Origin of the sequence: Clostridium sp. UBA4395 (genome assembly GCF_002390995.1) — a bacterium.
Lineage (GTDB): Bacteria > Bacillota > Clostridia > Clostridiales > Clostridiaceae > Clostridium_J > Clostridium_J sulfidigenes.
The window spans coordinates 1-22,499 of the sequence record NZ_DGRF01000088.1; the positions used below are offsets into that span (position 1 = coordinate 1).

Sequence of the window (22,499 nt, forward strand, 5' to 3'; positions counted from 1 at the left end):
ACTTCATTCTGATACAGCCCCATTTTTTTATTTAAATTATAGTATATGACATGCAGCAAAGTGATTTGGCTCAATTTCTCTAAACTCGGGAGTTTTTTCACTACATATAGGTTTTGCATATCTACATCTAGGTGCAAATCTACAACCTGGTTTAGGATTTATTGGACTTGGCACTTCTCCCTCTAGAGGTATTCTTGCTTTTTTCTTAGTTGCATCAGGATCAGGAATTGGAATCGCTGATAATAACGCTTGAGTATATGGATGTAAAGGCTTATCATATAAATCTTTACTACTAGTAAGTTCAACCATAGTTCCTAAATACATAACTCCAACTCTATCAGATATATGTTTAACCATTGATAAGTCATGGGCTATGAATAAATATGTTAACCCTAACTCATTTTGCAATTTTATCAGCAAGTTAACAACTTGCGCTTGAATAGATACATCTAGAGCAGATATAGGCTCATCACAAACAATGAAGTCTGGTTCTATAGCAAGAGCTCTTGCTATTCCTATTCTCTGTCTTTGTCCACCTGAAAACTCATGAGGGAATCTAGATGCGTGCTCTTTATTTAGTCCTACTAATTGTAGTAATTCATAAATTCTAGCCTGTCTTTCATTACCTTTATGAAGATTATGAATATCTATTCCTTCCCCAATAATATCTCCAACAGTCATTCTTGGATTTAGCGATGCATACGGGTCTTGGAATATTATTTGAGCTCTTCTAGTAAATTCTTTTTTCTGCTTTTTATCATATTTACTAATGTCATCTCCATCAAATAATATTTCACCACCAGTCGCTCCATAAAGTCCCATTACAGTCCTTCCACAAGTTGTTTTACCACAACCTGATTCTCCAACAAGACCTAAGGTTTCACCTTTAAATATGTTAAAGCTAACATCATCTACCGCCTTAAGTGTAGCATTCCTACCAACTTCGAAATATTTTTTAAGATTCTTTACTTCAATTAAAACTTCTTTTTTATTTGATTCAGTCATCTTATTCACCTCTTCTTAACGCTTCTGGAACTTCAACCTTAGGTGCCATTGGGTGTTTTAACCAACACAACACTTGGTGATCGTTCTCTACATTAGTTACTTCTGGCATCTCCTCTAAACATATTTGCATACAATATTCACACCTTGCAGCAAAAGGACATCCAACTGGTGGTTTAACTAAGTCTGGCGGAGTACCGTTTAAAGCGTAAAGCGTATCTTTATTTTTTGTCTCAAGTCTTGGAACTGATTGAAGCAATGCCCATGTATAAGGGTGTTGAGGATTTGCAAATATTTCTTCTACAGTACCTCTTTCAATAACTTGTCCAGCATACATTACTTGAATTCTGTCCGCAGTATCTGCTACTACTCCAAGATCGTGAGTAATAAGTATTACTGCAGTTCCTAGTTTCTTTTGAAGATCTCCTATAAGATCCATTATTTGAGCTTGTATAGTAACATCCAGAGCAGTAGTTGGCTCGTCCGCAATAAGTATCTTAGGATTACATGCAAGAGCTATAGCTATCATAGCTCTTTGTCTCATACCACCTGAGAATTCATGTGGATATTGATGAGCTCTCTTATCAGCATTTGGTATATTAACAAGATCAAGCATTTTTATTGCTTCTTTCATAGCTTCAGCTTTATTCATACCTCTATGAATTATTAAACTCTCAGCAATTTGCTTACCAACTGTCATTGTAGGATTTAATGAAGTCATAGGATCTTGGAATATCATAGATATATCTGATCCCCTTAATTTTCTTAATTCCTTCTCGTTCATATCTAAAATATTTTTACCCTCAAAAATGATTTTAGAATCTTTTTTAATTTCTGCTGGCATTGGTTCTGGTAACAGTCTCATTATAGCCTTTGATGTAACTGTTTTTCCACAACCTGATTCTCCAACTATAGCTAAAGTTTCACCCTTATCAAGATGAAAATCTACACCTCTTACTGCTTTTACTTCACCCGCATAGGTATGAAATGAAACTTGTAAATTTTCTATATCTAAAATTCTTTCCATTTGCCATTCCCCCCTTATTGACGTAATTTAGGATCTAGTGCGTCTCTTAAACCATCACCTAATAAATTAAAAGATAGCATTGTTAACGAAATCGCTAAGGCAGGGAAAATTAATTGATAATGATAGAACATTAAGTTCTGTTGTCCTGCTGCAGCAAGAGCTCCCCAACTTGTCATCGGTGATTGAACACCTATTCCTAAGAAGCTTAAGAAAGCTTCTGAAAATATAAATGCTGGTATATCAAATGTTATAGCAACAATCATAACACCTAAAGTATTTGGCACTAAGTGTTTTGCTATTACTCTTGAAGCATTTGCTCCTAGTGCTTTTGCAGCAAGTACGTATTCTTGTTCTTTAATTTGTAAAAGTTGTCCCCTTACAAGTCTAGCCATATAACACCATCCTGTGATGGTCATAGCTATAATAAGTGGCATCATACTACCACCATCCATAATAACTCTGATAAGTATAACCAATACTAGGTATGGAATACTAACTAAAATTTCTAGTATTCTCATCATGATATCATCAGCAATTCCACCAAGATATCCAGATATACCACCGTAAATTGTTCCTACAACAGTATCGATAACAGCTCCAATTAACCCTATAGCGATAGATATTCTACCACCTATCCAAACTCTTGTAAACAAATCTCTACCTAAGCTATCTGTTCCAAACCAATATGTTGCGTTTGGTTTTAAATTTAACATATCATTATTTGTAGCTTGATATTCAAATTTACTTATCATAGGTCCTATTATTGTCATCAATGAAATTAATCCTAATAACACCAATGAAAGCATCGCAACTTTATTCTTTTTAAGTCTTCTCCATGCATCTTGCCAGTAGGTCATACTAGGTCTAAGCATTCCCTCTGAATCTAGGTTATCACAACCTATAATTTGAAATTTTTCTTTTGAAAATTCTGCCATACTTATCCCTCCTAACGCTTTCCGCTTGATACTCTTATTCTTGGGTCAACTAATCCATAAATTATATCAACTAAGAATAATGCAACTATAAATAATGCTGATACAAATATTGATTGTCCCATTATCATAGTATAATCTCTATCTGTAATTGCTGATACGAAATATTGTCCAAGTCCTGGTATTGAAAATATGCTTTCAACTACGAAGGAACCTGTAAATATACTAGCAACTTGTGGTCCTAGAAGAGTAATAGCTGGTAAAATAGCATTTCTTATAACATGTTTAAATACTAAACTAACATTAGAAACTCCTTTAGCCTTAGCTGTTATTATATAGTCTTGTCCAATAACGTCCAAACAGTTAGCTCTCATATATCTTGCATAAGTAGCTATAGGAGCTAAACTCAATGCTATGGTAGGCAATATAGTATGCTTAACCTCACCCCATCCTGTTGTTGGTAACCATCTTAAATTAACTGTGAAGAAGAATTGTAGTAGTGATGCTACAACAAAACTTGGTACAGATATACCAACTATAGCTATGAACATTACTAAATAATCTGGCCATTTTCCTCTTTTAAATGCAGCTACAATACCTAATAAGATACCTATTGTAACTCCCAGTATAAGACCTTGTCCTCCAATTCGTGCTGAAATAGGTGCATGTCTCAGAATAGTCTCTGTAATATCTCTTCCCGGAGATGCTAGAGATTGTCCTAAATCTCCTTTGACCGCATTCTTAACGAATAATCCATATTGAGTTAAAAGTGGCTTATCTAATCCATATTTAGCATAGTAGTTAGCTTTTATTTGCTCTGGAAGCTTTCTTGCTGCAACCGCAAGTGGATCTCCAGGCATAGCATGGATAAGCATAAATGTTATTGATGATGCAATGAATAATGTCAATAACATATATCCAAATCTTTTTAGAGTAAATTTAAACATCGTCATCCCTCCATTTTTAAGTAAAAATATGCAATAAAATCCCCATCTACTGCATTTCCCCCAACATTAACCTTTTTCTACCTTAAGCACAATGAGACATTATTAGAAATTACATCTCACCTATAGACTCCTATAAATGAAATGTAAATATTTAAGACACCCTTAAGCTTACTAATGATATCGTATACAAAGTCGTTGTTTTATAATTTGCAACATTATGTATTATGATATTATAAAAACTTTAGCACTTTTTATTCTTTTTTGTCTCATATCAACTTTTAAAATGTAATGCATTATTTTCCCTTACTAACACCTCCCACACTATTAATAAAATCTAGTAAGGCTTCATTCCTTTAACATTACTAAAACACACTTAAGATGCTATTATGAAATTAGCAAAAATGATTTATTTAAATAGTTAGTTCCTTTTAAATATTTTGACAATTGCCACAATATCAAAGCCACTTCCTTTTAAAAACCAACACTAAGAAATTAATTCTCAGTATTTTAATCATTCATACATATTTCATAGTTAATATGTGGTTATGTATTTTAGTAGTTATAATTGTTAAAAGTATGAAAATAAAAATAATAATAAATTCATTTTTTATAATATTAACACAGGGTTCTGTAAGTTGTCAAACTATTTTAATACATAATTTGTTCTTAAGATTACAAATTGCAACAAAATATTAGATAATATATTAAATTCATATTATTTAATCTTCTATATACCTTCATATTTTTACACATTTAAACAAATGCATCTTTTTATTTAAAATATTATCTTGCGAATTTTTAATATGATTCTTTTATATCTAAAATCTTATTATCTATTCTTTAAATTGACCTAACACTTCTCTACTTTCATCCTCCCCTTAACAATCTGGATTTAATAATATCTACGTTCATTGTATTATGCCTTTACTTCCATTTACATCTTTGGTATATATCTCTGCTATAATAAAATTTTATATATAAATTTAATAAAGTTATATAACTTTATCTACTTAAGTTATATAATGTATTATAAATATAAGTTAAGTGAGGTGGTATTTTTGAAATACAATGTTGCTATAGTCGGGGCTACCGGAATGGTGGGAAGACAATTCATGAATATTTTAGCTGAAAGAAATTTTCCCATAGAAAATTTATATCTTTTTTCATCTGCCAGGTCTGCTGGAACTACTATACACTTTAATGGAAAAGATATATTGGTAGAAGAACTTAAGAAAGAAAATATAATTAGCAAAAAAATTGATTTAGCTCTTTTTTCAGCTGGTGGAGATGTCAGCTTAGAATTTGCTCCTATATTCGCAGAACACAATACCGTGGTTATAGATAATAGTAGTGCATGGAGAATGGATCCTAAAGTTCCTCTGGTAGTTCCTGAGGTTAATGGTGAAGATATTAAATGGCATAATGGTATTATTGCTAATCCTAACTGTTCTACTATTCAAGCAATGGTTGCTCTTAAACCTCTTGATATTAAATATGGAATAAAAAGAGTTGTATACTCAACTTATCAAGCTGTATCCGGTGCTGGAGTTCAAGGGTTTAATGATCTAAAGGATGGAGTATCTAATGTTCCTCCTAAGAAATTTCAATATCCTATAGCCTATAATGTAATACCTCAAATTGATGTATTCTTAGATAATGGTTATACAAAGGAAGAAATGAAGATGATAAATGAAACCCATAAAATTCTTCATAATGATCAAATTAAAGTTACTGCTACCACAGTAAGGGTACCTGTATTCCATGGTCATAGCGAAAGTATTAACGTAGAATTTGAAAATACTTTTGAATTGGATGATATTTTCGACTTATTTAAAACTTTACCTGGAATTACTGTAATGGATGATATAAAAAATAATATTTATCCTATGCCTGTAGATATAGAAGGTCAGGATGACGTTTATATTGGAAGAATCAGACGTGATTTTAGTGTTGATAATGGTGTTAACCTATGGGTTGTTGCTGATAATATTAGAAAAGGTGCTGCCCTTAATGCAGTACAAATTGCAGAAGTTTTTATAAAAGAAAATTTAATAAAATAAATATAATGATTTAAGAGGTGTATATATGAGTATTTTTAAAGGTTCTGGTGTTGCAATTGTAACTCCATTTAGCAAAGACGGTGTAGACTTTCCTAAATTAAAAGAATTATTAGAATGGCATATTGAAAATGGAACTGACGCTATCATAGTATGTGGTACAACTGGAGAAGCATCTACTATGACAGAAGCTGAGAGAAAAGAAACTATAAAATTCACTGTAGATACAGTTAATAAAAGAATCCCTGTTATAGCCGGTACTGGTAGTAATAACACCATGGCTTCTGTTAAAATGAGCATCTACGCTGAGTCTGTTGGTGTAGATGGACTTTTAGTAATTAACCCTTACTACAATAAGACTTCGGCAAAAGGTTTAATTGCTCATTTTAAAACTATTGCTGAAGCTGTTAATACTCCTATAGTAGTATATAATGTACCATCTAGAACTGGCATGAATATTTCACCAAAGGCTCTCCATGAACTTTGTCAGATAGATAATATTGTTGCTGTAAAGGAAGCTAGTGGAAATATAAGCCAAATTGCAGAAATAAAATATCTCTGTGGAGATAAATTAGATATATATTCTGGAAACGATAATGAAATTTTACCAACTCTTGCTATAGGCGGACTTGGAATAATATCAGTTATTGCAAATATTGTACCTAAAGATGTTCATAATATATGTGAATTATTCTTTACTGGAGAAATAAAAGCATCTCAAGAGTTGTTTTTAAAAACTATCCCTTTAACTAATGCATGTTTCTGTGAAACAAACCCTATTCCTATAAAAACTGCCTTAAATCTTATGGGTAGAAGTGTTGGAAACTTAAGACTTCCATTAGTTGATATGGATGATAATAATTTAGTGACTTTGAAAGAAGCTCTAAAAAACTACCACTTATTATAAAGGAGACTATACATGGTAAAGATTTTATTAGTTGGATGTAACGGAAAAATGGGTCATATGATTTCAAAGGTAGCTTCTACTTCTGAAACATTAAATATTCAGGCTGGAGTAGATATGAATACAGAATCTAATTTTAATTACTCTATTTATGATTCCATAGATAAAGTAACAGAAGAAGTAGATGTAATTCTAGACTTCTCAAGACCTTCAAGTTTAGACTCTATATCAAAATATGCTTTAGCTCACTCATTACCAGTAGTATTTTGCACTACTGGCTATACGGAAGAACAAATAGTTCATATTAAGAATCTACAAAATTCAATTCCTGTGTTCTATTCTGCTAATATGTCTATAGGAATTAATATAGTAAATAATTTATTAAAATCTATTAGCAATAAACTATATACAGATTTTGATATTGAGATAATAGAAAAGCATCACAATCAAAAGGTAGATGCTCCAAGTGGTACTGCACTACTTCTTGCAAATACTATAAAGGACTCTATAGAAGAAGAAACAACCTTCAACTATGGTAGAGAAGGAATCTCTAAAAGAGAACACAAGGAAATAGGAATTCATGCAATTCGTGGTGGAAATATTATAGGTGACCATGAAGTTATATTTGCTGGTATGGGTGAAGTAATTGAAATTAAACACTCAGCTATTTCAAGAGAAGTATTCGCTGTAGGCGCTTTAAAGGCTTGTGAGTATGTTCATAACAAACCAAAAGGCATATATTCTATGGACGATGTAGTTAAATAGTAAATCAAATTTAGTTCAAATAAAAAGTGTTATGAAATCTATATTTTCATAACACTTTTTATTTAATATTTATCTTTTATATTTTCTCTTAGTTAAGCTTTATCTGATTTAACCACTGTTCCATTAAATCTAAAGATAATTTTAAATCTTCCATGCTGTAGCAATAAGAAATTCTAACATACCCTTCTCCACCTTTTCCAAATGCAGTTCCTGGTACTACGGCTACCTTAGTATCCTCAAGTAGCTTATCACAAAAATCTTCACTACTAAATCCAAATGATTTTATACACGGAAATATATAAAATGCGCCCTCTGGTCTTATAACTTCAAGCCCCATAGAAACTAGTCTATCATAGACATAATCCCTTCTTATCTTTAAATCTGATTTTATATGTTCTATATGGTACATAGACTTCTTAAGTCCTTCTAAAGCTCCATATTGACCAATAGACGGTGCACATGACACATTGTATTGATGAACCTTTATTATGCTATTTAATATCCATTCCGCAGCACATACATATCCTATTCTAATTCCTGTCATGGAAAACATTTTTGAAAATCCACCTATAAGTATAAGTTTATCTTTTAACTTTCCATACTGTGATATAGAGTTAAATTCTCCAAATACAATAGAGCTATAAATTTCATCACTTACAATTAATATATCTTTATCTTTTAATATATTAAATAATCTATCACATTGATCCTTGGTCAAAAGTTGTCCTGTAGGATTTGATGGATAAGATAATACCATTACCTTGGGACACTCTTTCTCTATGACTCTCTCCAATTGCTCCATATCTACAGATAAATCTTCCTTAACATTATAATTTATAACCTTCCCACCAAGAATCTTAACACAATTTTCATAGGCAGGATATGCAATGGAAGGTATTAGAACTTTATCTCCTGGATTTAATATTCCAGTAAAAGTAGATAATAATCCTTCACTTCCTCCTACAGTTACACATATTTCTTTACTGGAGAAACTTATATTTAAAGATTTTAGATACTTAGAAATTTCTTCTCTTAACTCTTCTATCCCAGCATTAGGTGTATAAGTAGTCCTATCTTCATCAAGGCACTTTTTCATAGCCTCTTTTATTTCCCCAGGTATTTTAAAATCTGGCTCACCTAGAGTTAGTGATATAGCACCTTCTATCTTAGCAACCTTATTATAAAATTTCCTTATTCCTGATATTTCTATATTGTCTATATTACTTGCCAATCTCATAATTTATACCTTATACTCCTTAGAATTCTATTCCTTTTCTTGCTGGAACCCCTTCATTAAAGTAGTGTTTAAGATCCTTCATTTCAGTAACTAAATTAGCTCTTTGCATTATTGATTCTGGCACATTTCTACCTGTCATTATAAGTTCTACATCATCTGGTTTTTTATCTATTAGTTCTATTAATTGTTCTTCTGTAATTAACCCATTAGATAAAGTTCCCATTATCTCATCCATTATCAATATATCACAATTTCCTTCTTCCAATTGCTTTATACAGAACTTATACGCTTCTTGAATATCCTCTTTTAGCTCTAACTTTTCTTGATCATTTAATGTCCAGAAAAATCCTCTAGGTCTTTCAAATCTATGAATAGTAAAATATGGAGCCATAAGTTTAGCTGACTCTAATTCTCCTGTTGCATCACTTTTTAAAAACTGAACCATGCATACTCTATATTTATTTCCAGCAGCTCTAGTTGCAAGCCCCACTGCTGCTGTAGTTTTTCCTTTTCCGTTTCCAGTATATATTTGAATATATCCTTTGTTTAAGTTTCCCATATATTTACCTCCTAGGTCTACTTTTTTTAATTTTATTATATCATTTACAAATAAAATATTCCATTATATATGATTTTTATGATATAACTATAGATATACTATATTGATAAATTAAATATACTAAGTATTATATTCAAAAATATCTTATTTATTTATAATTATTGTTGAGTTTTTTAGGATAATATATAAATGAATATATATTACTTGTCGAAAGGAGTTAGAGGTATGGAATATAACTTTACTGATCCATATGAAATTGCTAGATTTATAAAGGAGTCAAAGAAATCAACCCCTGTGAAAGCTTATGTTAAAGGTGATCTAAAAGATTGTAACTTTGAAAATGTAGACTGTTTTGGCGAAGGCAGCTTTTATGTTTTATTTGGTGATAGCGCTGATATAAATAATTTTTTAGATGCAAATAAAGAAAAAATACATAACTACAGGCTTGAATCTGATAGAAGAAACTCAGCTATACCTATGCTTGATACAAGAAGTATAAATGCTAGAATTGAGCCAGGTGCAATAATACGTGATAGAGTATCTATTGGAAATAATGCTGTTATTATGATGGGTGCTGTTATCAACATAGGTGCTGAAATCGGTGATGAAACCATGGTAGATATGAATGCTGTTGTAGGTGCTAGAGGAAAGCTTGGTAAAGGGGTCCACCTTGGAGCTGGAGCAGTAGTTGCTGGAGTTTTAGAACCACCTAGCAAGTCTCCATGTGAAATTGGTGATCATGTACTTATAGGAGCTAATGCAGTAATCTTAGAAGGTGTAAAAATAGGAAATCATTCAGTAGTTGCTGCTGGTGCTATCGTTACAACAGATGTACCTGAAAATGTAGTTGTAGCCGGCTCTCCAGCTAAAATAATTAAACATGTAGATGATAAAACTAAGAGTAAAACTGAAATCTTAGCTGATCTAAGAAAATAATAAATTATAAAATAACAACCAAAAAGCTATCATGAAGGACTTCCTCATGATAGCTTTTTGGTTGATTTATCTCATTAAATAACTTCTTTCTCTTCATTATCATTTAAATTTGCTTCTTGTATATTGTTACTCTCATCTGTAGATGGATCATTGTCCACTTTTCCTATAATAGTTACATTATCTCTATTTTCGTCAGTAACTCTTTCCATTTTAGAGATTGAAACTTCATAGGCAATTTTTTTAACTACTTCTGAATCTGAAACTTTCTTTTGATATTCCCTACTTTGTAATCTTCCCCAAATTCTAATGTTATCCCCTACTTCTAAACTCTTACAAAATCTAGAGTTCCTTCCCCAAGCGATAGTAGGAATGTAATCTGATTTATTGTACAATCTATTAACGGCTAATAACATATCTGCTATTTCTCTGCCAAATGGTGTTGTTCTGTAAACGGGTGCCTTGCAAATATATCCATCTAAGAAAATTTGATTTGGATTTTTTCCTCTTTCTTCAAGTTGGCGAATATCTCTTGCAAATACAGTTAATATAAGTCTATTGGCACCATCTACAAACTTGTTATAGGATCTAAGCTGTCCATCTATTACAAGCTCACTTCCAATACTTACATCAATTCCTGCAATTAATCTTTCTGATACTGTAATTACTAATATGTCAGAAGTATCACTAAGTCTTGAAACCTCAAATTCAAAATTGTAAAATCCCTCTCCATACATTTCGTGGCTAAACTCTAAATCTGAGATAACTTTTCCCTCTAAGTAAATTTTGTTATTAAAAATATTATTATCCATGGTAACCCCTCTTTCCCTTGGTTTTTTAGTAAAATTTACTATAATTTATATTCATAAAAAATGAAAATATAACTATTTATAGTAAAAATCAAATATTTTTCTTATAGTTCTATTTACATTACCCCCGTGAATTAATTATAGAATAATTGTCTAAATTTTACAACATTTAATTTTCAAAAATTCACATTTTTTAGTCTTACAATTAAAATATGCAATAATTTTGTCAATTTTTATTTAGTATTTGTTTCCCTGTATGATCTAGATAATAATTATCACTATATATTAAGTTAGACACTGTAATAAATTCATAACCCATAGCTTGGTATTTTTCAATTATTTTCGGCAAATTTTCTGTGGTGTACTTTCCATCGTTATGAAATAGTAGTATAGAGCCTTCCCTTGCCTTTGATACTATTCTTTCATATTCTATATCTGCTCCATTAGCCTTCCAGTCAACACTATCAACATCCCACTGTATCGCCTTTAACCCTGTACTTTGTATAACTTCTACTGAATCATCATTATATGAGCCTGATGGAAATCTAAACGTTTTAGGCGTTTCTCCAGTCAAATTTAATATTTTAGCATTAGCTATTTCTAAATCCTTAATTATACTCTCCTTTGTCATATTGGTATAATCAGGATGTTTATTAGAATGATTTCCTATTTCATGTCCTCTCTTTGAAATTTCTATTACTTTGTCTGGATAATCATCACACCATAATCCGATAATATAAAATGTGGCCTTTACATTATACTTATCGAGAACATCTAGAATTTCATTAGTTTTATCATCACCCCAATTAACATCAAAGGTTATAGCCATTTTCTTTTCTTTTGTGTCTACTGAATAAATAGGTACCTTTCTATCTGTTGGAATAAAGGTTTCTTTATAAAATACACGTCCCATAATACTTATACACACTATTAATATTAACAATGCTAAATAAGTTGTTATTTTTATCTTAATTCTATTAGATCTATCCATATTCCTCCTTTACTTATAAACATACTTTCTATAAAATTATATTCATAATCAGTTATTATATGCTATACTATAGCATGTAAACTTAATTCATATTTAATAAATATGTGTTATAATTTAATATAATAAATATGTATAAAATTACATGGTTTAAAGGAGGTTACTTTATGTTTGATAATTCTTTGAACTTAGCAGAAAACAAGCTTCTACTGTTGCATATAATAGATAAAGTTGATTTACCTATATCAAACATACAACTTACAGAAATTGTCCTTGAAAATAATTTTATAAATTATTTTACACTGCAAGAATATATAGATGATTTAATCTCGTCTCAACTAATAAATAAAATTAATTATAAAGATAAAGATAGATTAGTAATATCAAGTAAAGGTAAAGAAGTCCTATCTTTATTTAAAAATAGATTATCTAATGATAGTTTAAGTAAATTAAATTCTTATATAGATGGGAAAATGAATCTAATAAAAAAAGAGGCTACAATTTCAGCTGATTACACCATTGAAAATTCCAATAGTTATGTAGTTAGCCTAGGTGCTTCTGAAAATAATATCCCTCTCATGGAAATTAAGGTAACAGTGGCATCAAATAAACAAGCCAGAGAGTTATGTTCCAAATGGAAAGCTAACCCCTCTGACTTATACACTAAGATTATTAAAGTTTTAACTGAGTAATTTTTATTAAGCTCATTATAAATCTACCCTTAGTATTTTCATAAATATTTTAATCTATAATCATCCCTGTAGGCTGGCCCTTTAATGGGATGATTAATTTTTCATGATTATCATTTTTATCAATCCTCATTATCAAATCATTATAGCTATCTCCTACGTAAATATACCTTTCATCGCAAATTATTCCTCTAGGCATACCACCAATTCTTATACTCTTTACATTTATAAAATTTATAATATCAATAATGGATATAGTTCCGTCACCATAGTTAGATACATAACAAAACTTTTCATCGCAATACATATCAAAAGGACAATTTCCCACTGATAATCTATGTATTACTTTATGATTTCTGCTTGATATAACACTTACACACCCCTTATCCAAGCTGCCTGCACTACTTTCACAAACAAGAATATAATCCCCATTTAAAGTAAATAACGCTTTTGTTGGTGCTTGCCCTACCTTTATGTTTTTAATGTCACTACCATATAACGAATCAAATACTGTAATTGTATCGTCACCATTATTGGCTACAACTATTTCATTACTGTGATTACAACAGTCAATACTATGTGGAGAGTCTCCACAAGGAATAATCTCTATTATTTCTTTTTTATTCAAATCAAAAGTTACTACATTATTTGAGTCTCCGCAAATAATATATAAATGATTTCCCAAGGCACAAATATCTCTACAGTTTCTTCCTAAATAATAGCTATAGGATTTTAAATCCTTCAAATTAACTATAGACACTGAACCATCGTAACAATTTGAAGTGAATAATTGATCCCCTTGTATACATAATCCATGAGGACCTACTTTATTTTCATTAACTCCTTCTAACTTTATAACATCTTCTAATGCAAACTTCTCTATACCAATTTTGTTAATGCTATCTTGAGTTGTATTACAAATATATAAGTACCTCATTGGAATCCCTCCTCACATTATACTATGAAGGAACCTTCCATTATGCTACGAAAATTTGTTGCACCATAAATTTATTATATTTAAAATTAATTATGATTTCTTATTATCTTCCTCATATCTCCCACCATATAAAGAGAACCAGATATGACTAGTAAAGTATCCTCATCACAATAGGAAAGTGCTTTAATGTATGCTTCTTCATAATCCATAATAGCTTCACACTCTTTATTGCAAATATTAATCTTATACTTTAAATCTTCACATAGCTCAGCTCTCTCACAATGAGGAGTTACAGCTATAATTTTTTCTGCTTTAGGACATATTATATTTATCATTTCATCTACTTGCTTATCTGCTAAAATTCCTATTATTAACACTAGCTTTTTATATTTAAAATAAATTTCTATACTTTCAGTTAACTTCCTTATACCATCAATATTATGAGCACCATCAATTACCACTAAAGGATTTTTTCTCATAATTTCTAATCTACCTGGCCATTTAACTTGAGATAAACCATTTGTTATACTTTCCTTTGTAATATTAACTCCAAGATCTATTAAAGCTTCACAAACATTTATAACGACATTACAATTTTGAATCTGATAAGTTCCTAAAAGAGATAATTTAACATTATAACTATCCCTTTCTGTTATAATGTTTAAATTTTGAACCACTGCATTTCCATTATACTCTCCTACTTTAACTAAAGATGCATTTTCTCTTTTCACTTTTATAAGTGGTGAATTTTTTTCTTTACAAATGTTCTCTATGACTTTAGTGACTTTATCTTCCTGTGGATATAAAACTACTGGAGTATTATTTTTAATAATTCCACCCTTTTCATAAGCAATTTCCTCTAAGGTATTTCCTAAAATATTCATATGATCATAGCTTACAGATCCAACTATAGATAAAATAGGTTCTATAACATTAGTAGAGTCTAATCTTCCTCCAAGTCCTACCTCAACAACAACAAAATCAGCCTTTATTTTATAAAAATATAAAAATCCTGCACAAGTTATTATCTCAAACTCAGTAGGGTTACCATAACCTAAAGTAGTTACTTCTTTAACGGCCATTGAAACTTCTGTAACTATCCTAGCTAAATCTTCCTTGGGAATATTCTTGTTATTTATCTGAATACGCTCTTCAAACTCTTCAATATAAGGAGATATATAACATCCTACTTTGTACCCACTATGTATTAATATCTTTGTAATCATAGCTGCGGTTGAACCTTTACCATTAGTTCCTGCCACATGAATAGTTTTAATCTTCTTATGTGGATCTCCAAGGAGTTCTAGTATCTTTTCTGTTCTTTCCAAGCCCAGTTTACTTCCAAACTTAGCAGTATCCTTTATATAGTTAATAGCTTCAGTATAATTCATAATAACCCTCCTGAATTCTAATTTCATAACCTATTTTACCTCATTACATATCCATACTCAACTATATCACACTAGTAATTATCAATATTAAAAAGGATATCTCAAAAGTATAAGACTATAGATAAAATATATAGTCTATACACTTTTAGATATCCTTCTATTTATTAATATTAAAATTTATTTTTATATACACATTCTTAAATGTTTTTTATTGTAACTTTTCTATACTCTCTAATACAGAATTATACATCTCTCTGTACTTTTCACCCTTAGCTTTTTCCTCTTCAACAACCTCTGCTGGAGCTTTAGAAACAAATCTTTCATTAGCAAGTTTTTTCTCTACTCTTTCAATTTCCCCTTGTAGTTTAGCTTTTTCTTTGTTTAATCTTTCAAGCTCTTTCTCTACATCTACTAACTCTAAAAGTGGCATGTAAATCTCTGCCCCCTTTGAAACTACAGATACTATATTTTCTGGTGCTTCTTCTTTAGCCTTTAAGATTATAACTTCACTAGCTGATGCTAATTTTTCAAAGTAAACCTTCCCTTCCCTGAAAGCTTCTGCTGCTTCAGTTGCATATATATATGTTTTAGCCTTTCTTGAAGGTGGTACATTCATTTCTGTTCTAGCATTTCTTGTATTTCTTATGGCATCTATAATATAGTTCATATATTCTTCTGCTTTGAAATCTTCTAAATCAGCTTCAAACTCTGGCCATTTAGCAATTGTAATAGATTCACTTTCTTTAGTTAAGTGAGTATAAATCTCTTCTGTGATATATGGCATTACTGGATGAAGTAATTTTAATCCTGAAACTAAAACTTTATTGAGAACATTTAAAGCTATTCCTTTAACTTCTTCATTATCACTATATAGAGACGGTTTAGCAATTTCTATATACCAATCACAGAATTCAGTCCACATAAAGTCATGAACCTTTTGAAGTGCAATACCAATTTCATATTTTTCTATATTCTCTGTAACTTCTTTAACTATATTGTTAAGTCTTGATAATATCCATCTGTCGGCTATAGAATAGTTTTTACAATCTTTATATTTCTCTATAAGAGCTTCATCATTGTACATCATAACAAATCTTGATGCATTCCAAATCTTATTAGCAAAATTTCTTGCTGCCTCAACTCTTGATTCATAGAATCTTATATCACTTCCCGGAGCATTACCAGTAACAAGGGAAAATCTTAGAGCATCTGCTCCATAATTTTCTATAACTTCTAGTGGGTCAACACCGTTATCTAAAGACTTAGACATCTTTCTACCTTGATCATCTCTAACCATCCCATGGAAAAACACTGTTTTAAATGGTACTTCATCCATGTTATACAAACCTGAAAATATCATTCTTGCAACCCAGAAGAATATAATATCTCCACCAGTAACTAATGTGCTTGTTGGGTAAAAATATTTTAAATCCTCTGTATCACCAGGCCAACCTAAAGTTGAGAATGGCCATAATGCTGAACTAAACCAAGTATCTAAAACATCCTTATCTTGCTCTAGATTTGTAGAGCTACACTTACTGCAATGAGCTGGCGCTTCTGTTTCAACTATTATCTCTCCACAATCTTTACAGTACCAAACTGGAATTCTATGTCCCCACCATAATTGTCTTGAAATACACCAATCTTGAATATTTTCCATCCAGTTATAATAGATTTTTTCAAATCTTTCTGGAATGAATTTTATATCTTTTTCTTTTACGGTTTTAATTGCTGGTACTGCAAGAGTATCCATTTTTACATACCATTGCTTAGATAGCATTGGCTCAATAGTACATCCACATCTATCATGAGTTCCTACGTTATGACTATGATCTTTAATCTTAACTAAATATCCTTGTTCTTCCAAATCTTTTATAATAAGCTTTCGAGCTTCATATCTCTCAAGTCCTGAATACTTTCCATAACCTTCAGATATAGTTCCATTTTCCTCCAAAACTACAACTTCATCTAAGTTATGCCTTTTACCTACTTGATAATCATTAGGGTCATGAGCTGGAGTTATCTTAACACAACCTGTTCCAAATTCCATATCTACATAGTCATCGGCAACAACTTGAATTTCTCTATTCACTAATGGTAACCTAAGTTTCTTACCAACTAGATGAGCATATCTTTCATCCTTAGGATTAACTGCTACTGCAGTATCTCCAAGTAAAGTTTCTGGTCTTGTTGTAGCAATTTCAACTACTTCATCACTACCTATTACTGGGTAATTGATGTGCCAGAAATGTCCTCCTTGCTCTTCATATTCAATCTCCGCATCTGAGATAGCAGTCATACATTTAGGACACCAGTTTGTAATTCTATTTCCTTGATATATAAGACCATCTTTGTATAATTTAACAAAAACTTCTCTAACAGCCTTACTTAAATTTTCATCCATAGTAAAAGCTTCTCTTGTAAAATCAGCAGAACAACCCATTTTTTTAAGTTGAGTTTTAATTCTATCTCTATATTCCTCTGTCCATTCCCAAACCTTTTCTAAAAATGCCTCTCTACCAATTTCCTTCTTTTTAATTCCTTTTGCAAGTAAAGCTTTTTCAACTCTTACTTCAGTAGCTATACTTGCATGGTCCTCTCCTGGAAGCCATAATGTGCTATATCCTTGCATTCTCTTAGTTCTTATAAGTATATCTTGAAGAGTGTTATCTAAAGCATGACCAAGGTGCAGTTGTCCTGTAATATTAGGTGGTGGCATTATTACTGTATATGGCTTTTTATTTTTATCTACTTGTGGAGTAAAAAATCCACTTTCTTCCCACCACTTATATAGTCTTTCTTCAAACTCTTTAGGATCATAATTCTTTGCTATATTATTATTTTCATCCATTGTTATTACCTGCCCTTCTATTGTTTTTATTTTTTACTTTTGATTACTTGTTCTAACAATTACAGTTCTTAGTAGCTATAATGTACAAAACTTTAACTAAACTATTACACATAAATTATCATTACATTTATTAACATATTTAATACTATGGTAATTTAATAGATTAGTATAAAATTAATTAAAAAAAGCGCTATCACCCCAAAGGACGACAGCGCGCGTTACCACCTTTATTTCTCAAAATTACTTTTAAGACTCTCTTAATTTTAACGATGAGGAACCACCGTCTCTAGCTACTTAATTTCGCTAAAGCAACTCCGAAGCTACCTTCAAAATACTTCCTATAGAAAACCTTTCAGCCCATGGATTTTCCTCTCTTAATATTTCATATTCTTACTCCTCTTCATCACAGTCAATTTATTATGTATTATATATTTCTCTTTTATAATATTATATACAATACAACTCTTTTGTCAATATAAATTTTAAAATCTAATTTATATAAATTTATAAGTGTTATAGTATATTTTAGAACAAAATGGAAAATATTAAGATAAAGTACTAATTAGGAGGTCTTTTCCTTGAATTATTTTGCACAAGGTAATGATTTATATAAACTTAAGGACTATAAAAATGCTATTGATATGTATAAAAAATCTGCAGAGTTAAAGGAATATGAAGCACCTTCACTTTATAATTCTGCTGTATGTTTTATTAAACTAAAAAACTATAAGGCTGCAATACCTCTTATTCATAGAGCTTTGAATCTACGAAAAGAAAGTAAATATTATTTCAACCTTGCTTATTGTCATGTAATGATGGATGAGAATAAAAAAGCTCTAAACTATTTTAATACTGCATGGTCCATAGATAATACGGATACAGAATGTGAAAAGGCCATAAGTTTCATACTTTCTAAGTATAAAAAAACAAGCATATAAGCTTGTTTTTTTATACTTAGCTATTATTTTAATTTTATAATACAGACTTTATAATACAAAAGTTACATAAATCTAATATAAAAGACTAATTTAAACTTAAGTCTTAATTAAATTTTTACTTCCATTCTCCTGCGATTTTTCTATTTCTATGCTCTGAATTAAAAGTATCATTATCAAAATAATTCCCTGCATTATAAAAAGTTGAATCCACATTTACCCATTTATCCATTTCCTTTATATACACTTCATTCCATGAGTGACTAACCCAAGACATTCCATTATAACCTTCTCCTACAATTAGTCTTACTGGTATGTCATTTGCTTTACACATTGCAACATATAAACATGCATAGTCAAAGCAAACACCTTTTCCTGTATTAAAAGTATTTATGGCTCCAGAATTAATCTCTGTAGGTATGGGATTATTCATAACTTCTGTAGCCTTATCATCGTCATAAATTATAGCATTCCCTATCCATTCATATAAAGCTCTTGCTTTATCATAATCATTATCATACTTACTAGTTATACTTAACGCAGTATTGTCTATAATCTCATTAGATCTTATTCCCTCATCTAATGTTACTCCATTATAAAAAACTATCCCTTGGAGATATCCATTTACATCATTAACTATATTATTTTTCTCATCTACCACCTTAAATGAGTTCTCTAATATATTGGGAAAACTTTTAGCTATCTCAGAATCCGTAACAGGCTCTACAATCCTTTTATTAATATAACTATATAGGGTAGATGAATTTAATTTACTATCTAGCTTTGGATTATTTAAAAAAATTGATGCATAGCTAAGTAGTGCTGATAATATTATCATATAACATATCGCCTTAGGAATTTGAAATATTCCTCCTAATAAAGCTCTAGTACCTCTACCTGTATTTCTAATACTTGTATCAATGGCATCTGAAGCTGGATATAAAGTAGTCCTACTGATAAATTCTATAAGGGCTTTAAATATCTGATAAATAATTAAGAATGTAAACAATAGTATAATTCCATTAAATAGCTTAGATTTAGTAATAAGATAAGCAAAGGATGGAGAAATCTTTGAGGATATATATTCAACTAATCCATACTTATCTAATGCAAACACATTTTTTACCACCACAGTAGTTAATATTATTGAACAAACCATTGCCACAGAAGTTAATACACCCTTAATTGTAACCACCATGCTTTTACTTTTCAATTTAAATACAATGCCCATTATTACAGGATATACAAATGCTATAACCAATACTAATGAAACAATATTTATATTATACTCCTCTAAAAATTCCATTCTATCCCTCCTTTTCTCTCCTGTTACATTTTCTTCTAGATTTAATAATAGAAATCTTCACCTTTAATAATCTTGTTTAATACAGTTTTGATATCGCTGTAATTATAACCCTTTCTTAAGAGGAAATCCTGTAGTTTTTTCTTTATTTTAATTGCATCCTCTTCTGATTTGCTAAGGCGTTCATATCTTTTCTCTGCAATACTGAGAAGTTCATCCCATTGATTTTCCTTAACCTGATTATAACCCTCTGCCCTAAAGACTTCTATATTTTCTTTTTCCTTAATTTCTAATTTATTTACTACTGATTTAATAGTATCAAAATTATATCCCTTAGATATTAAAAAAGTATTAAGTTTACTTTTTATTTTTAATATATTGCCTTCATTTTTACATAGCACCTTAAGTTTTTTTTCTGCTAGCTTTAAAGCCACTGTTTCTTCATCCTTAGAAGAAATTTCATTTAGTATGTTATTTATCATTTCCTCAGATATACCCTTTTTTATAAGTTTATATCTAATATTTCCTTTGCCTTCTATTTTAATATTTTGTGTTACAAAAGCTTTTGCATAATATTCATCATCTATAAATTTATATGCCTTTAAAAATTCTAAAACTCTGTCTATGACACTATCTTCATATTCCTTTTTTTGTAGAAATTCTCTCACTTGAAACTCACTCTTTAGAGCTCTCTCAATATACTTTAATGCCTTTGCCTTTGCTGTAAGAAAATTATCTTCAACTATAACTTTCTTTAGTTCTTCAATATTAATTTCTTTTCCCTTAGATAAATTATGATAATATACTAATTCACTGCTACATCCAAAGGCAAATTCACCATTTATAAATATATTCACTCTGTTATCCTTTTTCTTTTGGGCTTCAATCTTAGTAATTATTTTACTCACTGTTCTTCCTTCCCATCATCTATAGAAATTTTATACCTTACTCCCTATCACATAGAAGCACATGAATTGTAGGCTTATTTAATACCTTCTTAGCTACTTCATATAAATCTTGAGCTACTATATAATTCAAATTCTCCATATCTTCATTAAATTGATATAGATTATCCTCTTCCATAGCTTGATGTACTACATAATTTCCTAAATCTGTTGAATCCTCTAAAGTAGAAGCTATAGCAGTCTTAAACACCTTTTTCATTAAATTTATAGTATTACCATCAAATACAATTATTTCCTCTTTAATTTTTTCTATACAATTATTTATAGTTTCTATAGTTGCATCAACATCCTCTGGCGCTACTGCTGCATAGATATATAAAGTTTTCAAGTTGTTTGTTAAGTCAAGACTTGTATAAATATCATAAGCAAGTCCCCTATCTTCTCTAAGTTCTCTAAATAATATAGAATTAGAACTCTCACCAAACTTGTGATTTAATATTCTTAAAGCTAACTCTTCCTTCTTAGTTAGGTCATTAAAGGTATATAAATATATTATTGTACTCTGCTCCATATTATCTCTATGAGTAATCTCAAATTTGTCTTTATTTTTTTCAAAATTTAAAATAGGCTTATTTACTTCTTTTCTTTTCCACTGACTAAAATATTTTTTAACTAACTCTATTACATATTCATGTTCGTAAGATGATACCACTGTTATCACTGTATTATTAGAAACATAGTGATTATTATAATATATTATCAAATCTTCTCTACTAATTGACTTTACAATCTCTTCTTTTCCTATTACATCAATCTTCAATGGACTATGAGTAAATGCCATATCATTTATTTTCTGGAAAGATAAATCTTCTACATCATCCTTACCACTTCTTAATTCTGCTAATATTACTCCTCTTTCCTTCTCAATGTGTTCCTCTAAAAAAGTAGGATGTTGAAGTAAGTCACTAATCAATTCTAAACTTACATCTAATTCTTCATTTAAAGTAGTAGTATTAAAAACAGTGGACATATAATCTGTATAAGCATTATACTCTCCACCTAAATTTTCTAAATCACCATTTAATTTTTCATTATCTCTATTTACAGTTCCCTTAAAAAGCATATGCTCTATGAAATGAGATATACCACGTTCTTGCTTTTCTTCACAAACAGCTCCAACCATAACTCCTATATTTAACGAAGCTATTTGGGTTTCTTTTCTTATAGTTATTAACCTAAGTCCATTTTCCAAATATGTTTCCATTGTATCAAATAAAAATTTTTTCATATATTCTCCTTACTTTAAAATATCTATATATAATTATACC

20 protein-coding genes and 1 other annotated feature are annotated in these 22,499 nt (G+C 30.2%); of the genes, 6 read left to right on the forward strand and 14 right to left on the reverse strand.

The features are described from left to right. Positions 1 to 36 precede the first annotated feature (36 nt). From B2694_RS16605 to B2694_RS16620, 4 genes are read right to left on the reverse strand one after another with little or no spacing between them, the layout of a single operon-like run. A complete protein-coding gene (locus B2694_RS16605) occupies positions 37 to 1,005 on the reverse strand; it encodes an ABC transporter ATP-binding protein (RefSeq protein WP_346866743.1) in 969 nt (322 codons plus the stop codon). A 1-nt stretch (position 1,006) separates the two neighbouring features. Further along, positions 1,007 to 2,029: an ABC transporter ATP-binding protein gene (locus B2694_RS16610; RefSeq protein ID WP_346848583.1), complete on the reverse strand. Its 1,023-nt coding sequence runs from the start codon at positions 2,027 to 2,029 to the stop codon at positions 1,007 to 1,009. A gap of 14 nt (positions 2,030 to 2,043) precedes the next feature. Further along, positions 2,044 to 2,964 (reverse strand): ABC transporter permease, encoded by a 921-nt coding sequence (locus B2694_RS16615; protein WP_346886696.1) that lies wholly within the window; start codon positions 2,962 to 2,964, stop codon positions 2,044 to 2,046. Between the two features lie 11 nt (positions 2,965 to 2,975). After that, positions 2,976 to 3,908, reverse strand: a complete 933-nt coding sequence (locus tag B2694_RS16620; protein WP_346886697.1) for an ABC transporter permease — start codon at positions 3,906 to 3,908, stop codon at positions 2,976 to 2,978. A gap of 1,058 nt (positions 3,909 to 4,966) precedes the next feature. Here B2694_RS16620 and B2694_RS16625 point away from each other — a divergent pair. The 3 genes from B2694_RS16625 to dapB are packed head-to-tail and all read left to right on the forward strand — an operon-like array spanning position 4,967 to position 7,634. Further along, on the forward strand, positions 4,967 to 5,968 hold the full coding sequence (locus tag B2694_RS16625; protein WP_346886698.1) for an aspartate-semialdehyde dehydrogenase: 1,002 nt from the start codon (positions 4,967 to 4,969) through the stop codon (positions 5,966 to 5,968). A 25-nt stretch (positions 5,969 to 5,993) separates the two neighbouring features. Continuing rightward, positions 5,994 to 6,872 (forward strand): 4-hydroxy-tetrahydrodipicolinate synthase, encoded by an 879-nt coding sequence (gene dapA, locus B2694_RS16630; protein ID WP_346886699.1) that lies wholly within the window; start codon positions 5,994 to 5,996, stop codon positions 6,870 to 6,872. A gap of 12 nt (positions 6,873 to 6,884) precedes the next feature. Beyond that, on the forward strand, positions 6,885 to 7,634 hold the full coding sequence (gene dapB, locus B2694_RS16635) for a 4-hydroxy-tetrahydrodipicolinate reductase (RefSeq protein WP_346886700.1): 750 nt from the start codon (positions 6,885 to 6,887) through the stop codon (positions 7,632 to 7,634). Positions 7,635 to 7,722: 88 nt separating this feature from the next. On the opposite strand, the gene B2694_RS16640 is transcribed toward dapB, so the two are convergent. Together B2694_RS16640 and B2694_RS16645 are read right to left on the reverse strand one after the other, a co-directional pair. Continuing rightward, positions 7,723 to 8,871, reverse strand: a complete 1,149-nt coding sequence (locus B2694_RS16640; RefSeq protein ID WP_346886701.1) for a pyridoxal phosphate-dependent aminotransferase — start codon at positions 8,869 to 8,871, stop codon at positions 7,723 to 7,725. A gap of 19 nt (positions 8,872 to 8,890) precedes the next feature. Next, positions 8,891 to 9,430 carry a cob(I)yrinic acid a,c-diamide adenosyltransferase gene (locus B2694_RS16645; RefSeq protein WP_346886702.1) on the reverse strand — a complete coding sequence of 180 codons (540 nt, stop codon included), beginning with the start codon at positions 9,428 to 9,430 and terminating at the stop codon, positions 8,891 to 8,893. A 225-nt stretch (positions 9,431 to 9,655) separates the two neighbouring features. On the opposite strand from B2694_RS16645, the gene dapD reads away from it, so the two are divergent. Further along, positions 9,656 to 10,366, forward strand: a complete 711-nt coding sequence (dapD, locus tag B2694_RS16650) for a 2,3,4,5-tetrahydropyridine-2,6-dicarboxylate N-acetyltransferase (RefSeq protein ID WP_150846032.1) — start codon at positions 9,656 to 9,658, stop codon at positions 10,364 to 10,366. Between the two features lie 74 nt (positions 10,367 to 10,440). On the opposite strand, the gene B2694_RS16655 is transcribed toward dapD, so the two are convergent. Both B2694_RS16655 and pdaB read right to left on the reverse strand, forming a co-directional pair. Beyond that, positions 10,441 to 11,175, reverse strand: a complete 735-nt coding sequence (locus B2694_RS16655) for a single-stranded DNA-binding protein (protein ID WP_035133068.1) — start codon at positions 11,173 to 11,175, stop codon at positions 10,441 to 10,443. Positions 11,176 to 11,398: 223 nt separating this feature from the next. Continuing rightward, the gene (gene pdaB, locus B2694_RS16660; RefSeq protein ID WP_346886703.1) at positions 11,399 to 12,163 is read right to left on the reverse strand and encodes a polysaccharide deacetylase family sporulation protein PdaB; all 765 of its coding nucleotides are present in this window, start codon (positions 12,161 to 12,163) and stop codon (positions 11,399 to 11,401) included. A 164-nt stretch (positions 12,164 to 12,327) separates the two neighbouring features. Between pdaB and B2694_RS16665 the strand changes: the two genes are divergently transcribed. Further along, positions 12,328 to 12,852, forward strand: coding sequence for a DUF4364 family protein (locus tag B2694_RS16665; protein WP_346886704.1), 525 nt, complete (start codon positions 12,328 to 12,330; stop codon positions 12,850 to 12,852). 49 nt (positions 12,853 to 12,901) lie between these two features. Here B2694_RS16665 and B2694_RS16670 read toward each other — a convergent pair whose 3' ends face one another. From B2694_RS16670 to B2694_RS16680, 3 genes are all read right to left on the reverse strand, one after another. Continuing rightward, positions 12,902 to 13,786, reverse strand: coding sequence for a YncE family protein (locus B2694_RS16670; protein WP_346886705.1), 885 nt, complete (start codon positions 13,784 to 13,786; stop codon positions 12,902 to 12,904). Positions 13,787 to 13,872: 86 nt separating this feature from the next. Further along, positions 13,873 to 15,177, reverse strand: coding sequence for a folylpolyglutamate synthase/dihydrofolate synthase family protein (locus B2694_RS16675; RefSeq protein WP_346886706.1), 1,305 nt, complete (start codon positions 15,175 to 15,177; stop codon positions 13,873 to 13,875). Positions 15,178 to 15,385: 208 nt separating this feature from the next. After that, positions 15,386 to 18,028, reverse strand: coding sequence for a valine--tRNA ligase (locus tag B2694_RS16680; protein WP_346886707.1), 2,643 nt, complete (start codon positions 18,026 to 18,028; stop codon positions 15,386 to 15,388). A 198-nt stretch (positions 18,029 to 18,226) separates the two neighbouring features. Further along, positions 18,227 to 18,444: a binding site (T-box leader), on the reverse strand. Between the two features lie 162 nt (positions 18,445 to 18,606). On the opposite strand from B2694_RS16680, the gene B2694_RS16685 reads away from it, so the two are divergent. Next, on the forward strand, positions 18,607 to 18,966 hold the full coding sequence (locus tag B2694_RS16685; RefSeq protein WP_346866754.1) for a hypothetical protein: 360 nt from the start codon (positions 18,607 to 18,609) through the stop codon (positions 18,964 to 18,966). A gap of 115 nt (positions 18,967 to 19,081) precedes the next feature. Here B2694_RS16685 and B2694_RS16690 read toward each other — a convergent pair whose 3' ends face one another. Genes B2694_RS16690 through B2694_RS16700 form a run of 3 tightly spaced genes read right to left on the reverse strand, consistent with a single transcriptional unit; the run spans position 19,082 to position 22,459 of the window. Next, positions 19,082 to 20,269 carry a transglutaminase-like domain-containing protein gene (locus B2694_RS16690; RefSeq protein ID WP_346886708.1) on the reverse strand — a complete coding sequence of 396 codons (1,188 nt, stop codon included), beginning with the start codon at positions 20,267 to 20,269 and terminating at the stop codon, positions 19,082 to 19,084. 41 nt (positions 20,270 to 20,310) lie between these two features. Next, on the reverse strand, positions 20,311 to 21,174 hold the full coding sequence (gene recX, locus B2694_RS16695; protein WP_346886709.1) for a recombination regulator RecX: 864 nt from the start codon (positions 21,172 to 21,174) through the stop codon (positions 20,311 to 20,313). A 37-nt stretch (positions 21,175 to 21,211) separates the two neighbouring features. Next, on the reverse strand, positions 21,212 to 22,459 hold the full coding sequence (locus tag B2694_RS16700) for a pitrilysin family protein (RefSeq protein ID WP_346886710.1): 1,248 nt from the start codon (positions 22,457 to 22,459) through the stop codon (positions 21,212 to 21,214). Positions 22,460 to 22,499 lie beyond the last annotated feature (40 nt).

Coding starts and splice junctions, on each gene's coding strand:
- B2694_RS16605 (WP_346866743.1), bottom strand. CDS start 1,005: ATGACTGAATCAAATAAAAAAGAAGTTTTAATTGAAGTAAAGAATCTT.
- B2694_RS16610 (WP_346848583.1), bottom strand. CDS start 2,029: ATGGAAAGAATTTTAGATATAGAAAATTTACAAGTTTCATTTCATACC.
- B2694_RS16615 (WP_346886696.1), bottom strand. CDS start 2,964: ATGGCAGAATTTTCAAAAGAAAAATTTCAAATTATAGGTTGTGATAAC.
- B2694_RS16620 (WP_346886697.1), bottom strand. CDS start 3,908: ATGTTTAAATTTACTCTAAAAAGATTTGGATATATGTTATTGACATTA.
- dapA (WP_346886699.1), top strand. CDS start 5,994: ATGAGTATTTTTAAAGGTTCTGGTGTTGCAATTGTAACTCCATTTAGC.
- dapB (WP_346886700.1), top strand. CDS start 6,885: ATGGTAAAGATTTTATTAGTTGGATGTAACGGAAAAATGGGTCATATG.
- B2694_RS16640 (WP_346886701.1), bottom strand. CDS start 8,871: ATGAGATTGGCAAGTAATATAGACAATATAGAAATATCAGGAATAAGG.
- B2694_RS16645 (WP_346886702.1), bottom strand. CDS start 9,430: ATGGGAAACTTAAACAAAGGATATATTCAAATATATACTGGAAACGGA.
- dapD (WP_150846032.1), top strand. CDS start 9,656: ATGGAATATAACTTTACTGATCCATATGAAATTGCTAGATTTATAAAG.
- B2694_RS16655 (WP_035133068.1), bottom strand. CDS start 11,175: ATGGATAATAATATTTTTAATAACAAAATTTACTTAGAGGGAAAAGTT.
- pdaB (WP_346886703.1), bottom strand. CDS start 12,163: ATGGATAGATCTAATAGAATTAAGATAAAAATAACAACTTATTTAGCA.
- B2694_RS16665 (WP_346886704.1), top strand. CDS start 12,328: ATGTTTGATAATTCTTTGAACTTAGCAGAAAACAAGCTTCTACTGTTG.
- B2694_RS16670 (WP_346886705.1), bottom strand. CDS start 13,786: ATGAGGTACTTATATATTTGTAATACAACTCAAGATAGCATTAACAAA.
- B2694_RS16675 (WP_346886706.1), bottom strand. CDS start 15,177: ATGAATTATACTGAAGCTATTAACTATATAAAGGATACTGCTAAGTTT.
- B2694_RS16680 (WP_346886707.1), bottom strand. CDS start 18,028: ATGGATGAAAATAATAATATAGCAAAGAATTATGATCCTAAAGAGTTT.
- B2694_RS16690 (WP_346886708.1), bottom strand. CDS start 20,269: ATGGAATTTTTAGAGGAGTATAATATAAATATTGTTTCATTAGTATTG.
- B2694_RS16700 (WP_346886710.1), bottom strand. CDS start 22,459: ATGAAAAAATTTTTATTTGATACAATGGAAACATATTTGGAAAATGGA.